Source organism: Nocardia amikacinitolerans (genome assembly GCF_900215415.1).
In the GTDB taxonomy this organism is placed as follows: domain Bacteria; phylum Actinomycetota; class Actinomycetes; order Mycobacteriales; family Mycobacteriaceae; genus Nocardia; species Nocardia amikacinitolerans.
This window is the reverse complement of sequence record NZ_OBEG01000005.1, coordinates 660,294-680,794: the sequence shown is the minus strand read 5'-3', so window position 1 is coordinate 680,794 and position 20,501 is coordinate 660,294. Positions and strand designations below refer to the sequence as shown.

At 67.3% G+C, this 20,501-nt stretch carries 20 protein-coding genes and 1 rRNA gene; all 21 read right to left on the bottom strand.

What is annotated here, in order from left to right:
* Positions 1-139: ribosomal RNA gene (locus CRP45_RS24675) — 16S ribosomal RNA — on the bottom strand; the annotation flags it as partial.
* A 498-nt stretch (positions 140-637) separates the two neighbouring features.
* Positions 638-1,918, bottom strand: a complete 1,281-nt coding sequence (gene murA, locus CRP45_RS24670) for a UDP-N-acetylglucosamine 1-carboxyvinyltransferase (protein WP_067787575.1) — start codon at positions 1,916-1,918, stop codon at positions 638-640.
* 84 nt (positions 1,919-2,002) lie between these two features.
* Positions 2,003-2,584, bottom strand: a complete 582-nt coding sequence (locus tag CRP45_RS24665; protein ID WP_097247168.1) for a cob(I)yrinic acid a,c-diamide adenosyltransferase — start codon at positions 2,582-2,584, stop codon at positions 2,003-2,005.
* A gap of 18 nt (positions 2,585-2,602) precedes the next feature.
* The gene (locus tag CRP45_RS24660; RefSeq protein ID WP_067787578.1) at positions 2,603-3,025 is read right to left on the bottom strand and encodes a DUF2550 domain-containing protein; all 423 of its coding nucleotides are present in this window, start codon (positions 3,023-3,025) and stop codon (positions 2,603-2,605) included.
* A 186-nt stretch (positions 3,026-3,211) separates the two neighbouring features.
* The gene (locus CRP45_RS24655; protein ID WP_067787579.1) at positions 3,212-3,589 is read right to left on the bottom strand and encodes a F0F1 ATP synthase subunit epsilon; all 378 of its coding nucleotides are present in this window, start codon (positions 3,587-3,589) and stop codon (positions 3,212-3,214) included.
* Between the two features lie 6 nt (positions 3,590-3,595).
* Complete coding sequence (gene atpD, locus CRP45_RS24650) at positions 3,596-5,044, bottom strand: F0F1 ATP synthase subunit beta (RefSeq protein WP_067787581.1); 1,449 nt, start codon at positions 5,042-5,044, stop codon at positions 3,596-3,598.
* A gap of 25 nt (positions 5,045-5,069) precedes the next feature.
* On the bottom strand, positions 5,070-6,041 hold the full coding sequence (locus CRP45_RS24645) for a F0F1 ATP synthase subunit gamma (RefSeq protein ID WP_067787583.1): 972 nt from the start codon (positions 6,039-6,041) through the stop codon (positions 5,070-5,072).
* A gap of 54 nt (positions 6,042-6,095) precedes the next feature.
* Positions 6,096-7,733: a F0F1 ATP synthase subunit alpha gene (atpA, locus tag CRP45_RS24640; protein ID WP_097247167.1), complete on the bottom strand. Its 1,638-nt coding sequence runs from the start codon at positions 7,731-7,733 to the stop codon at positions 6,096-6,098.
* Between the two features lie 72 nt (positions 7,734-7,805).
* Positions 7,806-8,615 (bottom strand): F0F1 ATP synthase subunit delta, encoded by an 810-nt coding sequence (locus CRP45_RS24635; RefSeq protein ID WP_097247166.1) that lies wholly within the window; start codon positions 8,613-8,615, stop codon positions 7,806-7,808.
* Between the two features lie 19 nt (positions 8,616-8,634).
* Complete coding sequence (locus CRP45_RS24630) at positions 8,635-9,195, bottom strand: F0F1 ATP synthase subunit B (RefSeq protein WP_067787588.1); 561 nt, start codon at positions 9,193-9,195, stop codon at positions 8,635-8,637.
* Positions 9,196-9,200: 5 nt separating this feature from the next.
* Positions 9,201-9,446 (bottom strand): ATP synthase F0 subunit C, encoded by a 246-nt coding sequence (locus tag CRP45_RS24625; RefSeq protein ID WP_011207590.1) that lies wholly within the window; start codon positions 9,444-9,446, stop codon positions 9,201-9,203.
* A 75-nt stretch (positions 9,447-9,521) separates the two neighbouring features.
* Positions 9,522-10,352, bottom strand: a complete 831-nt coding sequence (gene atpB / locus CRP45_RS24620) for a F0F1 ATP synthase subunit A (protein WP_097247165.1) — start codon at positions 10,350-10,352, stop codon at positions 9,522-9,524.
* Positions 10,353-10,617: 265 nt separating this feature from the next.
* Positions 10,618-11,076 carry a Cg1360 family ATP-synthase-associated protein gene (locus tag CRP45_RS24615; protein ID WP_097247164.1) on the bottom strand — a complete coding sequence of 153 codons (459 nt, stop codon included), beginning with the start codon at positions 11,074-11,076 and terminating at the stop codon, positions 10,618-10,620.
* 10 nt (positions 11,077-11,086) lie between these two features.
* Entirely contained in the window at positions 11,087-12,244 is a 1,158-nt protein-coding gene (locus CRP45_RS24610; RefSeq protein WP_067787593.1) for a glycosyltransferase family 4 protein, read from the bottom strand.
* Positions 12,245-12,260: 16 nt separating this feature from the next.
* Positions 12,261-12,926 (bottom strand): L-threonylcarbamoyladenylate synthase, encoded by a 666-nt coding sequence (locus tag CRP45_RS24605; RefSeq protein WP_097247221.1) that lies wholly within the window; start codon positions 12,924-12,926, stop codon positions 12,261-12,263.
* Between the two features lie 34 nt (positions 12,927-12,960).
* Positions 12,961-13,818, bottom strand: coding sequence for a peptide chain release factor N(5)-glutamine methyltransferase (gene prmC / locus CRP45_RS24600; RefSeq protein WP_425436965.1), 858 nt, complete (start codon positions 13,816-13,818; stop codon positions 12,961-12,963).
* Positions 13,819-13,918: 100 nt separating this feature from the next.
* Positions 13,919-14,989, bottom strand: a complete 1,071-nt coding sequence (gene prfA / locus CRP45_RS24595; RefSeq protein WP_097247162.1) for a peptide chain release factor 1 — start codon at positions 14,987-14,989, stop codon at positions 13,919-13,921.
* A 138-nt stretch (positions 14,990-15,127) separates the two neighbouring features.
* Positions 15,128-15,364, bottom strand: a complete 237-nt coding sequence (gene rpmE, locus CRP45_RS24590) for a 50S ribosomal protein L31 (protein WP_067787595.1) — start codon at positions 15,362-15,364, stop codon at positions 15,128-15,130.
* A gap of 672 nt (positions 15,365-16,036) precedes the next feature.
* Complete coding sequence (rho, locus tag CRP45_RS24585; protein WP_179830998.1) at positions 16,037-18,085, bottom strand: transcription termination factor Rho; 2,049 nt, start codon at positions 18,083-18,085, stop codon at positions 16,037-16,039.
* A 308-nt stretch (positions 18,086-18,393) separates the two neighbouring features.
* A complete protein-coding gene (thrB, locus tag CRP45_RS24580) occupies positions 18,394-19,350 on the bottom strand; it encodes a homoserine kinase (RefSeq protein ID WP_097247160.1) in 957 nt (318 codons plus the stop codon).
* A gap of 25 nt (positions 19,351-19,375) precedes the next feature.
* Positions 19,376-20,497 (bottom strand): threonine synthase, encoded by a 1,122-nt coding sequence (gene thrC / locus CRP45_RS24575; protein ID WP_097247220.1) that lies wholly within the window; start codon positions 20,495-20,497, stop codon positions 19,376-19,378.
* Positions 20,498-20,501 lie beyond the last annotated feature (4 nt).

The following is a 20,501-nucleotide window of genomic DNA, read 5'->3' as shown; positions in this document are numbered from 1 at the left end:
CCCGAAGTGCGAGGCAGATCACCCACGTGTTACTCACCCGTTCGCCGCTCGTGTACCCCGAAGGGCCTTACCGCTCGACTTGCATGTGTTAAGCACGCCGCCAGCGTTCGTCCTGAGCCAGGATCAAACTCTCCGTTGAAGACTCACAATCACACCCAAAGGTGCAATCAGATCTAAACTAGAGTCCGAAAACCTAGCAAAACAATCGCCAGCCGGAAATTAGCTGACTTAAAATGTTCGACACCCACACGGGGGGTGAGCATCGAAACCAAAAAATATTTGGCACTGACATTCATCGACACACTATTGAGTTCTCAAAGAACACACGCACACACCATCTCCCGGGGATTCCCCCGATCAATCGGTGAGGCAACTTTTACAGCTTAGCGCGGCCAGTAACCCGAAACCAAATCGGGGTCCCAAACGAGCTAGTGTGACCGCCAGGCGCTCCTCGTACTACCTCGTTTCCCTGGCTCAGCGTCTCCGCTCGGCCCCGGGTCGGTGTCCGTGTCGCTCTGACTTGAATAAAGTTACGTGGCGGCTTGCACGATGTCAAATCGCCTGGTCAATACGGGTTTTGGACGACTCGAGATCAACATCCAGGACGGACAAGATCGATTCCGGCCCGCGGACAAGATCAATCAGGTGCCCCGACCCGCTCCACCAGACCGCCCAACGCCTGCAGCTGTTCGACGAAATTCGGGTAACCGCGGTCGATGTGGAAGACGTCGTGCACTTCGGTGGTTCCGTCGGCGACCAGACCCGCGAGCACCAGGCCCGCGCCGGCCCGGATGTCCGAGGACCACACCGGTGCACTGGACAGTCGCGGGATACCGCGCACCACCGCGTGGTGACCGTCGGTGCGGGCGTCGGCGCCCAGCCGGATCATCTCCTCCACGAAGCGGAACCTCGCCTCGAAGATGTTCTCGGTGATCATCGAGGTGCCGTCCGCGATCGCCGCGAGGCCGATGGCCATCGGCTGCAGATCGGTCGGGAAACCGGGGAACGGCAGAGTCGAGAAGTTCACCGCGCGCGGACGCTCCGGCTGCACCACACGGAAGCCGTCCAGCTCGAAGGAGATTCGCGCGCCCGCCGAACGCAGCTTGTCGAGCACCAACGAGAGGTGCTTCGGGTTCACGCCGGTGACGCGCACGTCGCCCATGGTCATGGACGCGGCGATCCCCCAGGTCGCGGCGACGATGCGGTCGCCGATCACGCGGTGATCGGTCGGACGCAGTCGCTTCACGCCCTGGATGGTGAGCACCGAGGTGCCCGCGCCACTGATCCGGGCGCCCATCTGCACCAGCATGTTGCACAGGTCGACGATGTCGGGCTCGCGCGCCGCGTTGTCGATGACCGTCTCGCCCTCGGCGAGCACCGCGGCCATCAGGATGTTCTCGGTCGCGCCGACCGACGGGAAGTCCAGCCGGATCCGAGCGCCCTGGAGTTCGTCGGCGCGCGCGACGACGCAGCCGTGCTCGATCTCGCTGGTCGCGCCGAGCAAGCGCAGGCCAGCCTGATGCATGTCGAGCGGACGGGAACCGATCGCGTCGCCGCCGGGCAGTGCGACGACAGCGCGCTTGCACCGCGCCATCAGCGGACCGAGCACGCACACCGAGGCGCGGAACTGCGTCACGGCGGGGAAGTCCGCGTGGTACTTCGGCTCGGCGGGCGTCGTGATGGTGACCACGGAACGGTCGCCGGGCGCGTCGTCGGAGATGACGACCTCACAACCCAGCCCGCGCAGTACCTCGGCCATCAGCGGCACATCGAGAATGTCGGGGCAGTTCGTGATCGTCGACGTGCCCTCGGCAAGCAGGGCAGCGGCCATCAGCTTGAGGACGCTGTTCTTAGCGCCTCCTACCGCGACCTCGCCGACGAGCCGATTGCCCCCGGTGACCAGAAACCGTTCGCTCACACTGGGTAGCTTATCCACCGTCGGCGGCGCGCACGCGCGTGTACGCGATCCCGGTGTGCTCCGACACGATCCGAACGGTCGGGATCACGATTCTTTCTTGCCGCCGCCGGGCTGCCACAGAATGTCGCCCGCGGGATTCGTGTACCGGCTCAGGATGAAGAGCAAGTCGGACAGCCGATTGAGGTACTTGGCCGGGAGAACGCTGGTGTCCTCGGGGTGGGCCTCGACCGCGGCCCATGCGGCGCGCTCGGCGCGGCGGACAACGGTGCGCGCGGTGTGCAGCAGCGCGGCCAGCGGGGTGCCTCCCGGCAGAATGAACGAATTCAGCGGCGCGAGTTCGGCATTGAACTCGTCGCACCAGCCTTCCAGCCGGTCGATGTAGTCCTGCGTGATGCGCAGCGGCGGGTACTTGGGTTCGTCGACCACGGGGGTGGACAGATCCGCGCCGGCGTCGAACAGGTCGTTCTGGACCTGGCGGAGCACCGCGAGCAGGTGCTCGTCCGGTGCGCCGAGCGCGATCGCGACCCCGATGGCCGCGTTGGCTTCGTCGCAATCCGCGTAGGCGACGAGGCGGGGATCGGTCTTGGAGACCCGGGAGAAATCGCTGAGCCCGGTGGTTCCGTCGTCACCGGTCCTGGTGTAGATCCGGGTCAGATGCACACTCATGCGAAACTCCTCCGCTCGCTACAGGCCGGGCATGCGGCGGGTGCGGTCCGACGGCCGCGATTCCACCCAGGACAGGAAGGCCGCGCGGGCGCCGCGGTCCAGTGCGAGTTCGTAATTGCCCTCGGTGTCGGCCACCTCGGTGACGATGATCTCGTCGGTCATGATGTCGTACTCGTCGCCGCGCGGACCGCGCCGGTCGCCGACCTCGATACCGCGGCGCCGAATCGTGGCGTCCGGACCGATCTTGAGACTGGTGAGCTTGAAGAAGACGAGGCGGTCCTCGTCATAGCGAATGAGACCGTGCCGCCAGCCCTGGCCGCCGTTCGCGGGCAGCACGCGCAGAATCGCGGCGGTCCCGCCGCGGCGCAGCATGATCAGTCGGTAGACGGAGATCAACGCCAATGCGACCAGCAGCAGCACCAGAATGATCAAGACAACCATCCCGGTTTGCAATGCTGTCCGTCCTTTCGCTCGGCATCCGCGTCACGAACCGCGGCGGATACCCATCCGTTGCGACATTCAAACACGAGTCTACAAACGGGTGAGCAACTGGGGCTGAATACCATTGTCGGCGGCGAAGATACCTTCGCCGCCGACAATGGGGATGTTCACGACCCGTCAGGGTCTTCAGGCGCTCGCGACCTGCTCGACCGCGCGCACCCGGGCCTGTGCCGCCCGCTGCTGTTCCTCGGTGGCGGACGTGTCGGCCAGCACCTTGCGTGCCGCCTCGACGTCCACCTCACCGGCGAACTCCGCGGACTCGGCCAGGACCCGCACCGTGTTGGCGGTGACCGAGAAGAAACCGCCGTGCACGGCGGCGACGATCCGCTCGCCATCGGTGGACACGATGTTCACCGTGCCGCCCTCGACCAGCTGGCCGAGGAGCGGCTCGTGGCCCGGCATGATGCCGATCTGGCCCTCGGTGGTCTGCGCGCTGACGAACGACGCCTGGCCGGACCAGAGCAGCCGTTCGACGGCGACCAGATCAACTGACATTTCCGCCATGGGTGACTACTTTCCGGCGATCTTCTTCGCGGCCGCCTCGACGTCGTCGAGACCACCGCAGGAGTTGAACGCCTGCTCCGGGAAGTGGTCGAACTCGCCCTTGCAGACCCGGTCGAAGTCGTCGATGGTCTGCTCCAGCGGCACGACCGAACCCACCTGGCCGGTGAACTTCTCGGCCACGATGAAGTTCTGGCCGAGGAACTTCTCCAGACGACGGGCGCGACCGACGAGGACCTTGTCCTCTTCGGAGAGCTCGTCCATGCCGAGGATGGCGATGATGTCCTGCAGCTCCTTGTACTTCTGCAGGATCCGCTTCACCTCGTTGGCAACGGCGAAGTGCCGGTCGCCGACGATCGAGGCCTCCAGGATTCGGGAGGTCGAGGTCAGCGGGTCGACGGCCGGGTAGATGCCCTTCTGCGAGATCGGGCGGGAGAGCTCGGTCGTCGCGTCGAGGTGGGCGAAGGTGGTCGCCGGGGCCGGGTCGGTGTAGTCGTCGGCGGGCACGTAGATGGCCTGCAGCGAGGTGATGGACCGACCACGGGTCGAGGTGATGCGCTCCTGCAGCTCACCCATCTCGTCGGCCAGCGTCGGCTGGTAACCGACGGCCGAGGGCATACGGCCGAGCAGGGTCGACACCTCGGAACCGGCCTGGGTGAACCGGAAGATGTTGTCGATGAACAGCAGCACGTCCTGGTGCTGCACGTCGCGGAAGTACTCGGCCATGGTGAGGGCCGAGAGGGCGACGCGCATACGGGTGCCCGGCGGCTCGTCCATCTGGCCGAAGACGAGGGCGGTGTCCTGGAGGACGCCCATCTCTTCCATCTCCAGGCGGAGGTCGGTGCCCTCACGGGTGCGCTCACCGACGCCCGCGAACACGGAGGTGCCGGAGAACTCACGCGCGATACGGGTGATCATCTCCTGGATCAGAACGGTCTTGCCGACACCGGCGCCACCGAACAGACCGATCTTGCCGCCCTTCACGTACGGGGTCAGCAGGTCGATGACCTTGATGCCGGTCTCGAGGATCTCGGTCTTGCCCTCGAGCTGGTCGAAGCTCGGCGGCTTGCGGTGGATGCCCCACTGCTCGCCGTCGCGGCCGGTGCCCGGCGCGTCGAGGCAGTCGCCCAGGGCGTTGAAGACGTGGCCCTTGACGACGTCACCGACGGGCACCGAGATCGGCTTGCCGGTGTCGGTGACGGTCGCGCCGCGGACCAGGCCGTCGGTCGGCTGCATCGAGATGGTGCGCACGATGTTGTCGCCGAGGTGCTGAGCGACCTCGAGGGTCAGGGTCTTGGCCACCGACGCCAGCTTGATGTCGGCGTTCAGAGCGTTGAAAAGCTCGGGGATCGCGCCACGCGGGAACTCGACGTCCACGACGGGGCCGATGACCCGGACGACGCGGCCTGCGGCGGCGCCGGTCCGGCTCGTGTTGTCTTGAGTGACAGCTGCGGTCATTTGGATAAGTTCTCTTCCTGCGCTTCTAGTCGCGGTCCGAGCTCGACGCCAGCGCGTTCACGCCGCCGACGATTTCGCTGATTTCCTGCGTGATCTGGGCCTGACGCACCGAGTTCGCCTCGCGCTGAAGAACACTCGCGAGTTCGTTGGCGTTGTCGGTGGCCGCCTTCATTGCGGTGCGCCGAGCCGCGGACTCGGATGCCGCTGCCTCGAGCAACGACGCGTAGATACGCGTGTTCACGTACTTCGGCAGCAGCGCCGCCAGCAGTACATCGGCGTCGGGCTCGAATTCGTACTGCGCCTGCGGTTCGGCGGTGGGCGAATCGGAGAACGAGTCCGCGCCCATGTCGAAGTTCTCGTCGACGAAGCTGACCTGGATCGGCGCAAGGCGGCGCACCTCCGGGGTCTGCGTCAACATCGACACGAACCGCGTGTACACGATGTGCAGCTCGTCGACGCCCTCGATATCGCCGGTGCCGTGCGGATGCGGCACCTGACCGTCGGAGCCCGCCATGAAGGCGTCCACCAGGTGGCCACAGGCCGCCGAGGCGTCGGTGTACTTCGGCTGCTGCGAGAAACCGGTCCACGCCGAGACCAGCGGGCGGTTACGGAAGGTGTAGTACGTGAGGCCCTTGTTGCCCATCACGTACAGCACCGGCTCCTTGCCCTCGCCGCGCAGGGTGGTCATCAGCTCTTCGGCGCGCTTGAGCACGTTGGAGTTGTAACCACCGCACATGCCGCTGTCACTGGTGATCACCAGGACGGCGGCGCGTCGCGGGTTGGCGCGTTCGGTCAGCAGCGGATGCGCCAGGTTCTTCGACGCGCTCGCGAGCTCGGCGAGGACCTTGGTGATCTCCTCCGCGTACGGCTTCGCGGCCGCGACCCTGGCCTGGGCCTTGGAGATTCGCGAGGTCGCGATCAGCTCTTGGGCCTTGGTGATCTTCTTGATCGAATTCACACCACGAATGCGGGAGCGCAATTCACGCAAGCTTGCCACGGTTGTTCACACTCCCTTCATTCGCCAGATTCCAATAGCGCATTGCTCGCCCGATTACTTCTCGACGTGCTTGCGGGTGACCGACAGCGACTCGACCTCTTCGTGGTCGAGCTCGCCCGCGTCCGCCTCGTTCACCACACGGCTGCCGTCGGAGGCGAGGAAGCCCTGCTTGAACTTGTCGGTGGCCGCCTTGATGGCGTCGCCGTTCTCGGCGTCGAGGACCTTGCCGCCCTCGATCGACTTGAACGCGTCGGCCGCGCTGCGGTGCAGGTCCTCGAGCAGCTCCGCGTTGAAGCGGCGGATGTCGGCGACCGGAACCGAGTCGTAGTAACCGGCGTCGACCAGGTAGATCGAGACGATCTGGTCCTCGACCGCGACCGGGGAGTACTGGTCCTGCTTGAGCAGCTCCACCCAGCGGGCGCCGCGCTCGAGCTGCGCCAGCGAGGCGGCGTCGAGGTCGGAGGCGAAGGCGGAGAACGCCTCCAGCTCGCGGTACTGCGCCATTTCCAGACGCAGCGAACCGGCGACCTTCTTCATGCCCTTGGTCTGGGCGGCGCCACCGACACGGGAGACCGAGGTACCGACGTTGATCGCCGGGCGGACGCCCTTGTTGAACAGGTCGGACTCGAGGAAGACCTGGCCGTCGGTGATGGAGATGACGTTGGTCGGGATGAACGCCGAGACGTCGTTGGCCTTGGTCTCGATGATCGGCAGACCGGTCATCGAGCCCGCGCCCATCTCGTCGGAGAGCTTGGCGCAGCGCTCGAGCAGACGCGAGTGCAGGTAGAAGACGTCACCCGGGTACGCCTCGCGGCCCGGCGGGCGACGCAGCAGCAGCGAGATGGCGCGGTAGGCCTCGGCCTGCTTGGTCAGGTCGTCGAACACGATCAGGACGTGCTTGCCCTGGTACATCCAGTGCTGGCCGATGGCCGAGCCGGTGTAGGGGGCCAGCCACTTGAAGCCGGCGGAGTCGGAGGCCGGGGCCGCGACGATGGTGGTGTACTCCATCGCGCCGTGCTCCTCCAGCGCGGCCTTCACGCCCGCGATGGTGGAACCCTTCTGGCCGATGGCGACGTAGATGCAGCGCATCTGCTTGGTGGGGTCGCCGGACTCCCAGTTGGCCTTCTGGTTCAGGATCGCGTCGATGCAGACGGCGGTCTTGCCGGTCTTGCGGTCGCCGATGATCAGCTGACGCTGGCCGCGGCCGATCGCGGTCAGCGCGTCGATGGCGGTGATGCCGGTGGCCATCGGCTCCTCGACCGGCTGGCGCTCCAGCACGGTCGCGGCCTGCAGCTCCAGCACGCGGCGCTCTTCGGACTCGATCTCGCCGAGGCCGTCGATCGGCTGACCGAGCGGGTTCACCACGCGGCCGAGGAACTTGTCGCCGACCGGCACCGAGAGCACGTCACCGGTGCGGCGAACCTGCTGACCCTCTTCGATCTCGGCGAACTCGCCGAGGATGACCGCACCGATCTCGCGGTCCTCGAGGTTCAGCGCCACGCCGAGCACGCCGCCCGGGAACTCGAGCAGCTCGTTGGCCATAGCCGAGGGCAGGCCGCTGACGTGCGCGATGCCGTCGCTGGTGTCGGTGACCACACCGACTTCTTCGATGGACGTCTGGGGGGTGTAGCTCTGGGTGTAGCTCTCGATCGCGCTACGGATCTCGTCGGAGGAGATCGTCAGCTCCGCCATGTTCTTCCTGCTCTCGCTGTAAGGGTCTCGAATGTCGGTGTTGGCGCCGGTGCCGGGGCCGGCAGAGCCGGACTACGCCAGCTCGCGGCGCAGCCGCTCCAGTCGGCCGGTGGCGCTGCCGTCGATCACGTCGTCGCCGACGCGCACGACCAGCCCGCTCAGCAGGCTCTGATCGACCTCGACGTGCACCGTGATCGGCTTGCCGTAGATGCGCTGCAGGGAGGCGGCGAGCCGCTCCCGCTGCTGCGGCGTCAGGGCGATCGCGGCACGCACGTGCGCGACGATCTGGTCACGCCGGGCGGCGGCCAGGTCGGACAACTCGTCGAAGGCCGGGCCGAGGCCGGTCCGCTGCCGTGCCACCGCCTGCTCCGCGAGGGTCACGGTGATGGTCTCGGCCTTGCCGGACAGCAGCCCGGCGATCAGCTCGCGCTTGGCCGAACCCGGCTTCCCGCGATCGGACAGCGCCTGCTCCAGCTCGGGGTTGTCGGCGATGATCCGGCCGAGCCGGAACAGCTCGTCCTCGACCGCGTCGAGCCTGCCGCTGTCCGCGGCCGACTCCAGCAGGGCCTCCTGGCCGAGCAGCACCAGCGTGTCGACCAGGTCGGAGGTGCGCGACCAGTCCTGGGCCACCGCGGTGGTCAGCACCGCCAGGGTGGCGGGGCTGACCTTGCCGCCGAAGACCCGCTCGCTCAGCTCGGCGCGCACCGAACCGGGCACCGACACGTCCGCGAGCGCAACACGCAGCGAACGCTGGTCGTCCAGCACGGCGACAGCGGCGAACAGTTCCGAGCCCGTCGTGGCGGCAACACTGTCGCTTCCGGTCAGAGCGGCCCGAAGCGCCTCCCGGGACCGGGAGCTGGCCTCGCGGCTCGCTGCGTACATGCTTCTCACTTTCGCGTCGTTACCTTCCGACCCCGATGCCGGCGTCGGTCTCGTCGAGTTCGCTGAGGAACTTCTCGATCGAGGCCGCCTGCTTGGCTTCGTCCGAAACCGACTGACCGATGATCTTCTCGGCCAGGTCGACGGCCGTGCGGCCGACTTCGGAGCGCAGTTCGGTGAGGATCTGCTGGCGCTGGGCTTCCAGCTGGGCGTGGCCAGAGGCCACGATGCGGTCGCTTTCGGCCTGGGCCTCCGAGCGCATCTGCGCAAGGATCTGCTGGCCCTGGGTGCGCGCGTCCTCACGGATGCGCGCGGCCTCGAGGCGGGCGTCCGCCAGCTGCTGCTGGTACTGCTGCAGCGTCTGCTGGGCTTCTTCCTGCGCGGCCTCGGCCTTGGCGATACCGCCTTCGATCTTGTCGGCACGCTCGTCCAGCACCTTGGTCAGGCGCGGGATGACGTACTTGTAGAACAGCACCGCGATGATCGCGACGCAGACCACCGACCAGACGATGTCGTACGTTTCGGGGACGAGAGGATTCACATCCTCTCCGCCCTCCGCTGCGAGTACTGCGAACTCGTACATCGGAATCAGAAGATGAAGCCGGCGACGAGGCCGATCAGGGCCAGCGCCTCGGTGAACGCGATACCGAGGAACATGTTGGTACGGATCGTGCCCTGCAGCTCGGGCTGACGGGCGATACCCTCGATCGCCTTACCGACGACGATACCGACGCCGATGCCCGGGCCGATGGCGGCCAGGCCGTAGCCGACGGCGCCGAGGCCCTTCAGCGTCGACTCGTTGGCAGCTTCCTGGGCCAGGTACGAGAGGCTCATGAGTCTTCTTTCCCTTTCTGTTGCTCACCCGCCGGGCGGCGCGGTGTAGCAGGTCTCCGGTGATGGGTAGTGCGGTCAGTGAGAATCGGCGTGCTCGGCGAGGCCGATGTACACGGCGGTCAGCAGCGCGAACACGTAGGCCTGCAGGAAGATGACCAGCATCTCGAACAGGGTGAACCCGAGTCCCGCGAGCAGCGAGAACGGCGAGAAGACCTTCATCCACGCGGCGGCGTCGAACAGGAAGAACCAGGTCGCGCTGAAGAACAGCACCAGCATGATGTGGCCGGCGAGCATGTTCGCCATGAGTCGGACTGTCAGCGTGAACGGGCGAAGGATGAAGGTCGAGACGAACTCGATCGGAATCAGCAGGACGTGTAGGGCGGGCGGCACGTTCGGCACCACGATGCTGCTGCGCATGTAGGTGAGGAAGCCGAACTTCTTGATGCCCACGTAGTTGAACGCGATGTAGGCGACCGCCGCGAGCACGATCGGCATACCGATTCGGGCGTTCGAGGAGATGTTCAAGCCCGGAACGATGCCGGAGAAGTTCAGAAAGAGGACCGTGAAGAAGATCGTCGCGATCAGCGGGAAGAACTTGCGGCCGGTTTCCTTACCGAGCACCTCTTCCGCAATCTGCTCCTTGACGAAGACCAGTCCGATTTCGGCGACATTCTGTAGGCCGCGCGGAATGATTCGGGGACTCCGGAAGGCCAGCAGCATGACGGCGACGAGCACGGCGGTCATGATCAGCCGGACCAGCATCAAACGATCGAGTTCGAACGGCGTTCCCTCGAACAGCAAAGCTGGAGGGAAGAAGTCGGTTAGCGACGGCGCGTGGAACTCACCCGCCGCCAAAGTGGTGACGCTCAGCGTTCTCTCCCGTGTTCGGGCCGCGGGTACGGTCATTCCCGCGGTTCGATCGGACATTGACGATCAATTTGGGTCGACTCAGGTCGGCTCGAAATTCGTCAGCAGCTGCGCGGCAATCCCGCTCGGGCGGCGTCTGTACGTGTGTCGGCGACATCGTCGACATGCAGAACCGGAACCCTCGGAGCCCGGCACGGCAGTAAGCATAGCGGTACTCGGAGGGATCGTGGGATCCCCCCTCGCTTGGTCGCTTGCTTACCAACACTTTACCAAGTTATCTACGACGCTGTGTAGGGGGGTGAAGTCATTCCTGTTCGGCGGCCGGGTCGGAGCCCCCCGCGGTGGTCGAGACATACGGAACCTTCTGTCGCAGAACGCCGTACGTCTCCGCGCCGAGCACGATGACGAGGGCGCCGATGACGGTCAGGAACAGCGCCACCCGGTTGTAGAAATCGAACTGGTTGAGCACCGCGATCGCGATGAGCACCAGCAGCACCTTGCCGACCCAGCTGGCCAGCATGACCAGGCCCGCTGTGCTCGGCGGCAGCTTCGCGCCGAAGAGCACGACCGCGGCCGTGGTGAGGATGAAGACGCCGCCGATGGCCGCACCGAGCAGCGCGCCCCACAGCCCGGGCAGCCCGGCGACGGCGGTCGCGATCGCGGCGCTCAGGACCACCAGGACCGCCAGCCCGATCAGGCCGTAGCGCAGCGCCGACTTCAGCGGCGCGTCGGGGCCGGGGATGGGGTTCGGAGTGAAGGTCACGGGTGCGACTTTACTCAGACGCCTGCTGCTCGGCCGCCGCCTCCCCGCGCCGCAGCCCTGGAACGGCGGTCACGACGAGGGCGAAGACGAGCCCCCCTGCCATCAGCAGCACCACGATTCGACGGTCCATCAACGAGGTACCGACCGCCCCGAATGCCAGTACACCGACCCACAAATAGATCAGCAGCACGACGCGTCGATGGGAATGGCCGATCTGCAGCAAACGGTGGTGCAAGTGCATTTTGTCCGGCGTGGAGAAACTCACACCCGCCCGCACCCTTCGCACGATCGCCAGCAGCAGATCCAGCACCGGAATGAACATCACGGCGCCGACCAACAGCAGTGGCGAAAGCAGACCGACGATGTCGCGCGGACCATAGCCTTGCAGCGGAATTCGACCCGAGGCGCCGGTCGAGACCGAGGCGAGCATCAGGCCGATCAGCATCGAACCCGAGTCGCCCATGAATATCCGGGCGGGCTGGAAATTGTGCGGCAAAAACCCCGCACACGCACCGGCGAGCGCCGCGGCGAGCAGCGCAGGCGGATAGGTGTTCACGTCACCGCCCTGCTCGTAGAGCAACCCCACGGAGAACACGAAAACGGCGGCGGCGCAGATGAAGCCGAGGCCGGCGGCCAGACCGTCCAGGCCGTCGACGAAGTTCATCGCGTTGATCAGCGTCACCGTCACGGCCACGGTCACCAGACCACCCTGCAGCGCGTCGAGCACCACGGTGGAATTGTTGAACGGGTCGTAGATGACGTACCAGCTCAGTCCCATGACGGCCATCACGCCACCCGCCGTCACCTGGCCCGCGAATTTGGTGAGCGCGTCGAGTCCCCAGCGATCGTCGACGATGCCGACGAGCACGATGATGGTCGCCGCCACCAGCACCGCGGGTATGTCGACCGCGTAGTCGAAACCGCGGCGCAGGGCGGGCAGCTGGTGCGCGAAGAGCACCGCGGCCACCACGCCGATGTACATGCCGACGCCACCCATCCGTGGGATCGGCTTGACGTGCACGTCGCGCTCACGCGGCACCGCGACGGCGCCGAACGAGATGGCGAGCAGCCGGATGCCGCCGGTGGCGAGGAAGGTCACCGTGGCCGAGATCAACAGGACGAGCAGGAGCTCGCGAAGCGGAACGACCGAGCCGGAGCCGGAAATCATGCGACCTTTCTCCCGCTCACCGCGCGGGGGAAATGGTCAGCTCGTCCGGTGACATGCCGAGCACCTCGGCGATCTCGGCCACCGGGACCGCGCCCTCGCGCAGCACGCGGGGCTGATCCGCGGTGAGATCCACGATGGTGGAGGCGACCGCGTGCGCGGCGGGACCGCCGTCGAGGTACACGCCGACCAGGCTGCCGAGCTGCTCGCGGGCCTCGGCGGCGGTCTTGGCGGGCGGCTGGCCCGAGATGTTGGCGCTGGACACCGCCAGCGGGCCCACCTCGCGCAGCAGATCGAGCGCCACCGGGTGCAGCGGCATCCGCAGCATCACGGTGCCGCGCGTGTCACCGAGGTCCCACGCCAGCGAAGGCGCTTGCTGCACAACAAGACTCAGACCACCCGGCCAGAAGGCGCGGATCAGCTCGCGCGCCTGCGGGCGCACCGAGAAGACCAGTCCGTCGATCGTGTGCCACGAACCGACCAGCACCGGCACCGGCATGTCCCTGCCGCGGCGCTTGGCCGCGAGCAGCTCGCTCACCGCGGTGGAATCGAAGGCGTCGGCCGCCAAGCCGTACAACGTGTCTGTGGGCATCACCACCAGTCGCCCGGACTTCAGGGCGCTGGTCGCTGCGGACAGTCCGGCGGCGCGCGAATCGGGATCCGCGCAGTCGTAGACGGTACTCACGGCCCCCATCCTGGCACATGGTGCTGGTGGGGCGTCAGGTGCGGGTGGCGACGACGAAGCGGGGTTTGCCTGCGAGGTCGGGGTGTTCGACGACATCGGTGAAATCGCCGGTCTCGATGAGGAGGGCGGCGAGGGCCGAGCCGTTGGTGTCGTCGTGCTCGATGGCGGTCGCGCCGCCCGGACGCAGCAGGCGGGCGATGTTGGGCACCATCCGGCGGATGACGTCCAATCCGTCCGGCCCGCCGAACAGCGCCAGGTGCGGGTCGTGGTCGGCGACCTCGGGGTCGAGCACCGCACCATCGGGGATGTAGGGCGGGTTGGACAGCAGCAGGTCGACCTTGCCGTTCAACTCGGTGAGCAGATTCGGATCTGTGACGTCGTCGGCGTACAGGGTGATCGGAGTGTCGCCGTCGGCGATGCGGTCGTCGGCGTTACGGCGGGCCCATTTCAGGGCGGCAGGATCGATCTCTATGGCGTGCACCTGGGCGTCGGGCCGCGCGTGCGCGACAGCGAGCGCGAGCGCGCCAGAACCGGTGCAGAAATCGATGACGATCGGCTGGTGATCGTGTGGCAGCGTCTCCAAATAGGCCAGCGCCCAAGCGAAGAGCAGTTCGGTCTCCGGTCGCGGCACGAAGACGCCCGGCCCGACCGCGAGATCGATCTGCCCCATCGGGGCGACGCCGGTCAGATGCTGCAACGGAATGCGCTCGGCGCGCCGGTCGACCAGGGCGCGGTAGTCCGCGACGAGCACCGGATCAACCAGCGGCACCAGCGCCAAACGAGTCCGCTCGACACCGAGTACATGCGCCGCGAGCTGCTCGGCGTCCGCGCGCGGACTCGGCACGCCCGCGGCCTGCAATCGTTCCGCGGCTTCGTTGATCACCGCACGCATAGACACTCGACCCACCACCCCACTCTCGCCGATTTCCGTCGCGCCCATCGTTCACTTCCCGGAATTGGGACGCCCAGCCACGCGGACGCCGCGCCGGGACCTATTCGGCCGCCATGCGGGCCTCGCGGTCGGCCTTGCCGAGCGCGTCGAGGAGCGCGTCGAGATCGCCGTCCAGCACGGAGTCGAGGTTGTGCGCCTTGAACCCGATGCGGTGATCGGTGATCCGGTTCTCCGGGAAGTTGTAGGTGCGGATGCGCTCGGAACGGTCCACCGTGCGGATCTGGCTGGCGCGACCGGCCGCGGCCTCCTGCTCGGCCTGCTCCTCGGCAAGCGCTTGCAGGCGCGCCGCGAGGACCTGCATGGCTCGGGCCTTGTTCTGTAGCTGCGAGCGTTCGTTCTGGCAGGTCACGACGATGCCGGAGGGCAGGTGCGTGATGCGGACGGCGGAGTCGGTGGTGTTGACGCCCTGGCCGCCCTTGCCGGACGAGCGGTAGACGTCGATGCGCAGATCGGATTCATCGATCTGCACCTCCTCGACCTCGTCGGGCTCGGGGTAGATGAGCACGCCCGCCGCGGAGGTGTGGATGCGGCCCTGCGATTCGGTCACCGGAACGCGCTGCACGCGGTGCACGCCGCCCTCGAACTTGAATCGCGACCACACGCCGTCGCGCACCGCGTCGCGGCTCTTGATGGACAGCGTCGCGTCTTTGTAACCGCCGAGATCGGAGAAGGTCGCGCCGAGGACTTCGACCTTCCAGCCGTGCCGTTCGGCGTAGCGGATGTACATGCGGGCCAGGTCGGCGGCGAACAGCGCCGATTCCTCGCCGCCCTCGCCGGACTTCACTTCGAGCACCACGTCGTCGCCGTCGTGCGGGTCGCGGGGGGCGAGCAGGTCGGCGAGCGCCTGCTCCAGCTCCTCCACCTGACGCCGCAGATCCGGGATCTCGGCGGCGAAGGCCGGATCGTCGTCGGCCAGTTCCTGCGCGGCGGCCAGATCGTCGTGCGCGCTCTTCAGCTTGTTGTAGGTGGCCATGATCGGGGCGAGCTCGGCGAACCGCTTGCCGACGCGACGCGCGGCGCCCGGATCGTTGTGCAGCGCCGGATCGGACAGCTGCGTTTCCAGTCCCGCGTGCTCGGCCAGGATGTCGTCGATCGCGGACGGCTGCGTCATGATGCTTCCTTCTCTCGGTTCCCGGCCTGTGCCGGGTCGGCATTTCTCGTCATCCGGCGCCGGGCATGGCCTGGGCACCGGGCCAACAAATGCGCCGACGCCCGGCCTGCAGTGCAGAACCGGGCGTCGGCGAGGAAGCTACTTGGCGTCGGCGTCGGCCTTCTTGCCCGCGCGCTTGCCGTAGCGAGCCTCGAAGCGGGCCACGCGGCCACCGGTGTCCAGGATCTTCTGCTTGCCGGTGTAGAACGGGTGGCACTGCGAGCAGACCTCGACGGTGATGTGTCCCGACTCCTTGGTGCTGCGAGTCTGGAAGGTGTTGCCGCAACCACAGACCACCGTGGTGTCGACATACGTCGGGTGGATTCCTGCCTTCATGGATGGTGTCCTCTCGATAGTGGTCGCCGGGTCGCCACGAGGGGCGTGAACCGGAACCGCTGGTTCCAAACTCTGCGTCGCAGAGGTCGGCGGGATTGTCTGCGGGACGCAGACGCACAGCGGTCCAGTATGCCAGAACCGCTACTACGCACCCAAAACACACCGGGCAACCATTTTGTTCCCTGCTTCGTGTATCTAAGGCAACCTCCGCAAACGCAGCACCCCAGAAAGTGAGGGCACGCGGTTTCTCCGCACCTACGGAACCCTTAAGTCGAGTAGTCCGCTACTCGGGAAGGCGAACAGCACTGTTCATAGAGTTCGTAGGTGTCGAGTTCCCCCTGCACATCGGCGTGCCGAGACAGAAAGGAGAACGCTATGAACAGCCGAATCGCCCTCGCGGTGTTCGTCCTGTTGATTCTCACTGTCGCGGTGGGCTGGTTTGCGATCCCCGAGACCACATCGTCCGCCGCCTACACGACCGCGGATACGGCCGCGTACTACGAGCGGCGCTCCGCCGAGGCGGACGACGACGTCGCGGTGTCGGCTACGACGAGGTTGCTCGCCTGCATGATCGCGGGCGCGGCCGCGATCGGCCTGATCTTCTTCCGGCCGTACACGCCGAAGGGGCCCCGCGATCGCGAAGCCCCTTCGGTGGCACGGCAATTCGTACCGTTACTCGTCCAACGCGCCCGGCGCGGTCTTGCTGACCTGCATCAGGAACTCGAGGTTGTTCTTGGACTTCTTCAAGCGATCGATCAGCAGGTCGATCGCCTGGTGCGAGTCCAGGCCGGAAAGCACGCGGCGCAGCTTGTGCAGCACCGCCGCCTCGTCTGGGCTCAGCAGTAGCTCGTCCTTGCGGGTGCCGGACGGGTTGACGTCCACCGCCGGGAACACACGCCGTTCCGCGATCTTGCGGTCCAGCTTGAGCTCGGCGTTACCGGTGCCCTTGAACTCCTCGAAGATCACCGTGTCACCGGTCGAGCCGGTCTCCACCATGGCCGTGGCGATGATCGTCAGCGAGCCGCCGTTCTCGATGTTGCGCGCCGCGCCGAGGAACCGCTTGGGCGGGTACAGCGCGGTCGAGTCGACACCACCGGAGAGGATGCGGCCAGAGGCAGGCGAGGAGTTGTTGTACGCGCGGCCCAATCGGGTGATCGAGTCCAGCAGCACCACAACGTCTTTGCCCATTTCGACGAGTCGCTTGGCGCGCTCGATGGCCAGCTCGGCGACCGAGGTGTGATCGCTCGGCGGACGGTCGAAGGTCGAGGCGATGACCTCGCCCTTCACCGAACGCTGCATGTCGGTGACCTCCTCGGGACGCTCGTCGACCAGCACCACCATCAGGTAGCACTCGGGGTTGTTGGTCGCGATCGCGTTCGCGATGTCCTGCATGATCGTGGTCTTACCGGCCTTCGGCGGGGACACGATCAGGGCGCGCTGGCCCTTGCCGATCGGCATGATCAGGTCGATCACGCGGGTCGTCAGCTTGTTGGGCTGGGTCTCCAGCCGTAGCCGCTGGTTCGGGTAGAGCGGGGTCAGCTTGCTGAACTCGGGACGCCGCTTGGCCGCCTCGACGTCGCCGCCGTTGACCGTGTCCAGCCGCACCAGCGGATCGAACTTCTGCCGCTGGTTGGCCTGCTCGCCGTCGCGCGGAGCCCGCACGGCGCCGGTGATCGCGTCACCGCGACGCAGGCCGTTCTTGCGGACCAGGTTCATCGAGACGTAGACGTCGTTCGGTCCGGCGAGGTAGCCCGAGGTGCGGACGAACGCGTAGTTGTCCAGCACGTCGAGGATGCCCGCGACCGGCTGTAGGACGTCGTCCTCGCGGATCTCGAGCTCGCGGCTCTCACCGCCGCCGGTCTCACGGTCACGCCCCCGACGACGCTCACGGAACCGGCGACCACGGCGACCGCGACCGCCTTCCTCGTCGTCACCACCGCGACCGCCCTCGCCGCGACCACCGTCGCCGCGACCGCCCTGGGCGCGCTGCTCACCGTTCTGACCACGCTCGCCCTGACCACGCTCGCCGCGCTCGCCCTGACCACGCTCGCCGCGCTCGCCCTGGCCACGCTCGCCGCGCTCGCCCTGGCCACGCTCGCGGCGCCGTTCGCCCTGCTCGGCTTCCGGCTTCTGCTCGTCACCACGCGCCTCGGCGGTCTCACCGCCGCCGGAACGCGCCTGGTCACGGCCGCGACGCTGCCGACCACGGCCGCGCTGACCACCTTCGCGGCCGGACTCTTCGCTGGTCTCGGCGGCGGGGGCGGAATCGGTCTGCGACGACTCGGCGGGCGCGGACTTCGAAGGAGCGGGATCGGCGGGAGCCTCGGGCGCGGGCGCGGCGGCCTTCTCGGCGGGCGCGGCTTCCTTCGCCGTGGCCTCCTTGGCAGGGGCCTTCTCCTTCGCCGGCGCGGGCGTCACGTCGAGGGCCGCCTGCTCGGCCTTCTCGCCGCGCGCGGGCTTCTCCGACTTGGCGGACTTACCGGCCTGGTTCTCCTTGATGGCGGCGATCAGATCACCCTTGCGCATACCGGAGGTGCCTCGGATACCGAGTTCCCCCGCCAGCGCGCGCAACTGCGGCAACAACATTCCAGTCAGCCCCGATCGTGCGACGTCGGTTTGTTCGCTCATCTTCGAAATCTGTCCGGATTCACTTTCGCGGCCGCCCGAGGAACTTGGGTTGGATTCCACCCCGGGTGTCGCGAGCAGGTCCGTATCTGTCACGGAAATCCTTTCCTTCCCTCGACCGCCGTGTGCTGTTTCGAGGGTTCGTCCCGCAGTCCGGGCACTCTGCCGGACTCGGTATTGCCGTATCGCCTGCCCCGCCGGACCGGAGGCTTCGCCACCGGTTGTGAAAGGTGGGAGAGATCATTCCAGTTGCGCAGCTACGCAGTACCCCCATGGCCTGGAGGCTCGAGCCTGGAGCCTGCTGGAGCGATTGCCCTGATGAAGCACCGGCGTCTGATGCGCACGATGTACGGACTTGCTCAGAATAGCTGGCAACTGTGAACCTCGGCAAGGCAGACGCGCCGTCAGTCGACCTGGACGCCCTCGGCGAGTCCTGGCTCGACCACCCGGAGGCCGTCGGCGGCCGCGAGTTCGCGGAGTTCCGCTGGGAATTCGCTGGTACCGAGAGCCAACACGGTCGGACCCGCGCCCGAGACCGTCGCCGGAATGCCTGCCGCGCGCAACCGCTCGATCCACGCCGTGGTGAGCGGTAGCGCGGGAGCACGCTGGCCCTGGTGCAGCCGGTCGGCCGTAGCGGGCATGAGCAGGTCGGGACGCTGGGTCAGCGCGACGACGGCCAGCGCGGCCCTGCTGACATTGAAGGCGGCGTCGCCGTGCGGCACGGTCTCGGGAAGCAGACCCCTTGTGTGCGCGGTGGACGAGCGGACCTCGGGAATCAGCACCACCGGACGCAGCGTCGGGTGCGGGTCGAGCCGGACCGCGCGGTACACCCGGCCGTGCTCGGGGATGTCCGCGCTCGCCTCGGTCGCGTCGGCGGCGGTCTCGGTCCAGGACACCACGATCCCGCCGAGCACGCTGGCCGCCGCATTGTCCGGGTGGCCTTCGAATTCGGAGGCCAGCTGCACCAATCGTGCGGCGCCGACGGCCAACTCGGGATCCAGCTTCGCGGCGAGCGCACAGCCGGCGGCCAGGCCACCGACCACTGCCGAGGCCGAGGAGCCGAGCCCGCGCGAATGCGGAATCACGTTGCGGCACACCACATCGAGGCCGTCGGCCCACACACCGGCGGACTCCAGGCCGCGTTCGATGGCGCGCACGACGAGATGCGAAGGGCCCCACGGGACATCGTCGGCGCCCTCACCCTCGACCCGGATCGTCAAGCCGGAATCGGTGGTGCGCACCTCGATCTCGTCGTAGATGCCCAAAGCCATACCGAGGGAGTCGAATCCGGGCCCGAGGTTGGCGCTCGACGCGGGCACCCGCGCCGTCACGGAAAGTCCGGCGGGCAGGGTCCGCGACATCAACTGGCTTTCGCGGGAACTCAACTCAGGCCAGCTCGAGTCGGGCGGCGACCGCGACGGGGTCGACCGCGATCGGCTGCACCTGCGGCATGCCGAGCAGCGCGGTGTCGGGGTCCTTGAGGCCGTTGCCGGTGACGGTGCAGACCACCGTCAGGCCCGCGTCGAGCCAGCCTTCCTCGCGGGCCGCGAGCACACCGGCCACGCTGGCCGCGGACGCCGGTTCGACGAAGACGCCTTCCTTGGCCGCGACCAGGCGGTACGCCGCGAGGATCTCCTCGTCGGTGGCCGCGCGGAACGCGCCGCCGGACTGCTCCTTGGCCTCCACCGCGCCGTTCCAGGAGGCGGGGGCGCCGATCCGGATGGCGGTGGCGATGGTCTCCGGGTCCTTCACCGGGGCGCCGTTGACCAGCGGAGCCGCACCGGCGGCCTGCACGCCGAGCATGCGGGGCAGGCCGTTGGTGATGCCGTCGGCGTAGTACTCGCGGTAACCGCGCCAGTACGCGGTGATGTTGCCCGCGTTGCCCACCGGGAGCGCGTGCACATCCGGCGCCTTGCCGAGCACGTCGCAGATCTCGAACGAGGCGGTCTTCTGACCCTCGATACGCGCCGGGTTCACCGAGTTCACCAGGCCGACGGCCGGGAAGTCGGCGGTCACCTTGCGTGCCAGCTCGAGGCAGTCGTCGAAGTTGCCCTCGACCTGGATGATCTGCGCGCCGAGCATGACGGCCTGGGCCAGCTTGCCCATCGCGATCTTGCCCTGCGGGATGAGCACCGCGCAGCTCATGCCCGCCCTGGTGGCGTACGCCGCGGCCGACGCCGAGGTGTTGCCGGTGGACGCGCAGAGCACCGCCTTCTGACCGCGGTACTTGGCGTCGGTCATGGCCATGGTCATGCCACGGTCCTTGAACGAGCCGGTCGGGTTGGCGCCCTCGACCTTGAGGTACACCTCGCAGCCGGTCAGCTCGGACAGGTACGGCGCGGGCACCAGCGGGGTGCCGCCCTCGAACAGCGTGACCGGCTCCCAGTCGGCCGCACCCGCGAGCCGATCACGGTAGGCCGCGATCAGACCCGGCCAGCGGGAGTGCACCCCCGCCTGCGGAGCGACGCCTGTGGTGTGCCCACCCGTCTCCCGGCCGCCACCCCTCATGGAG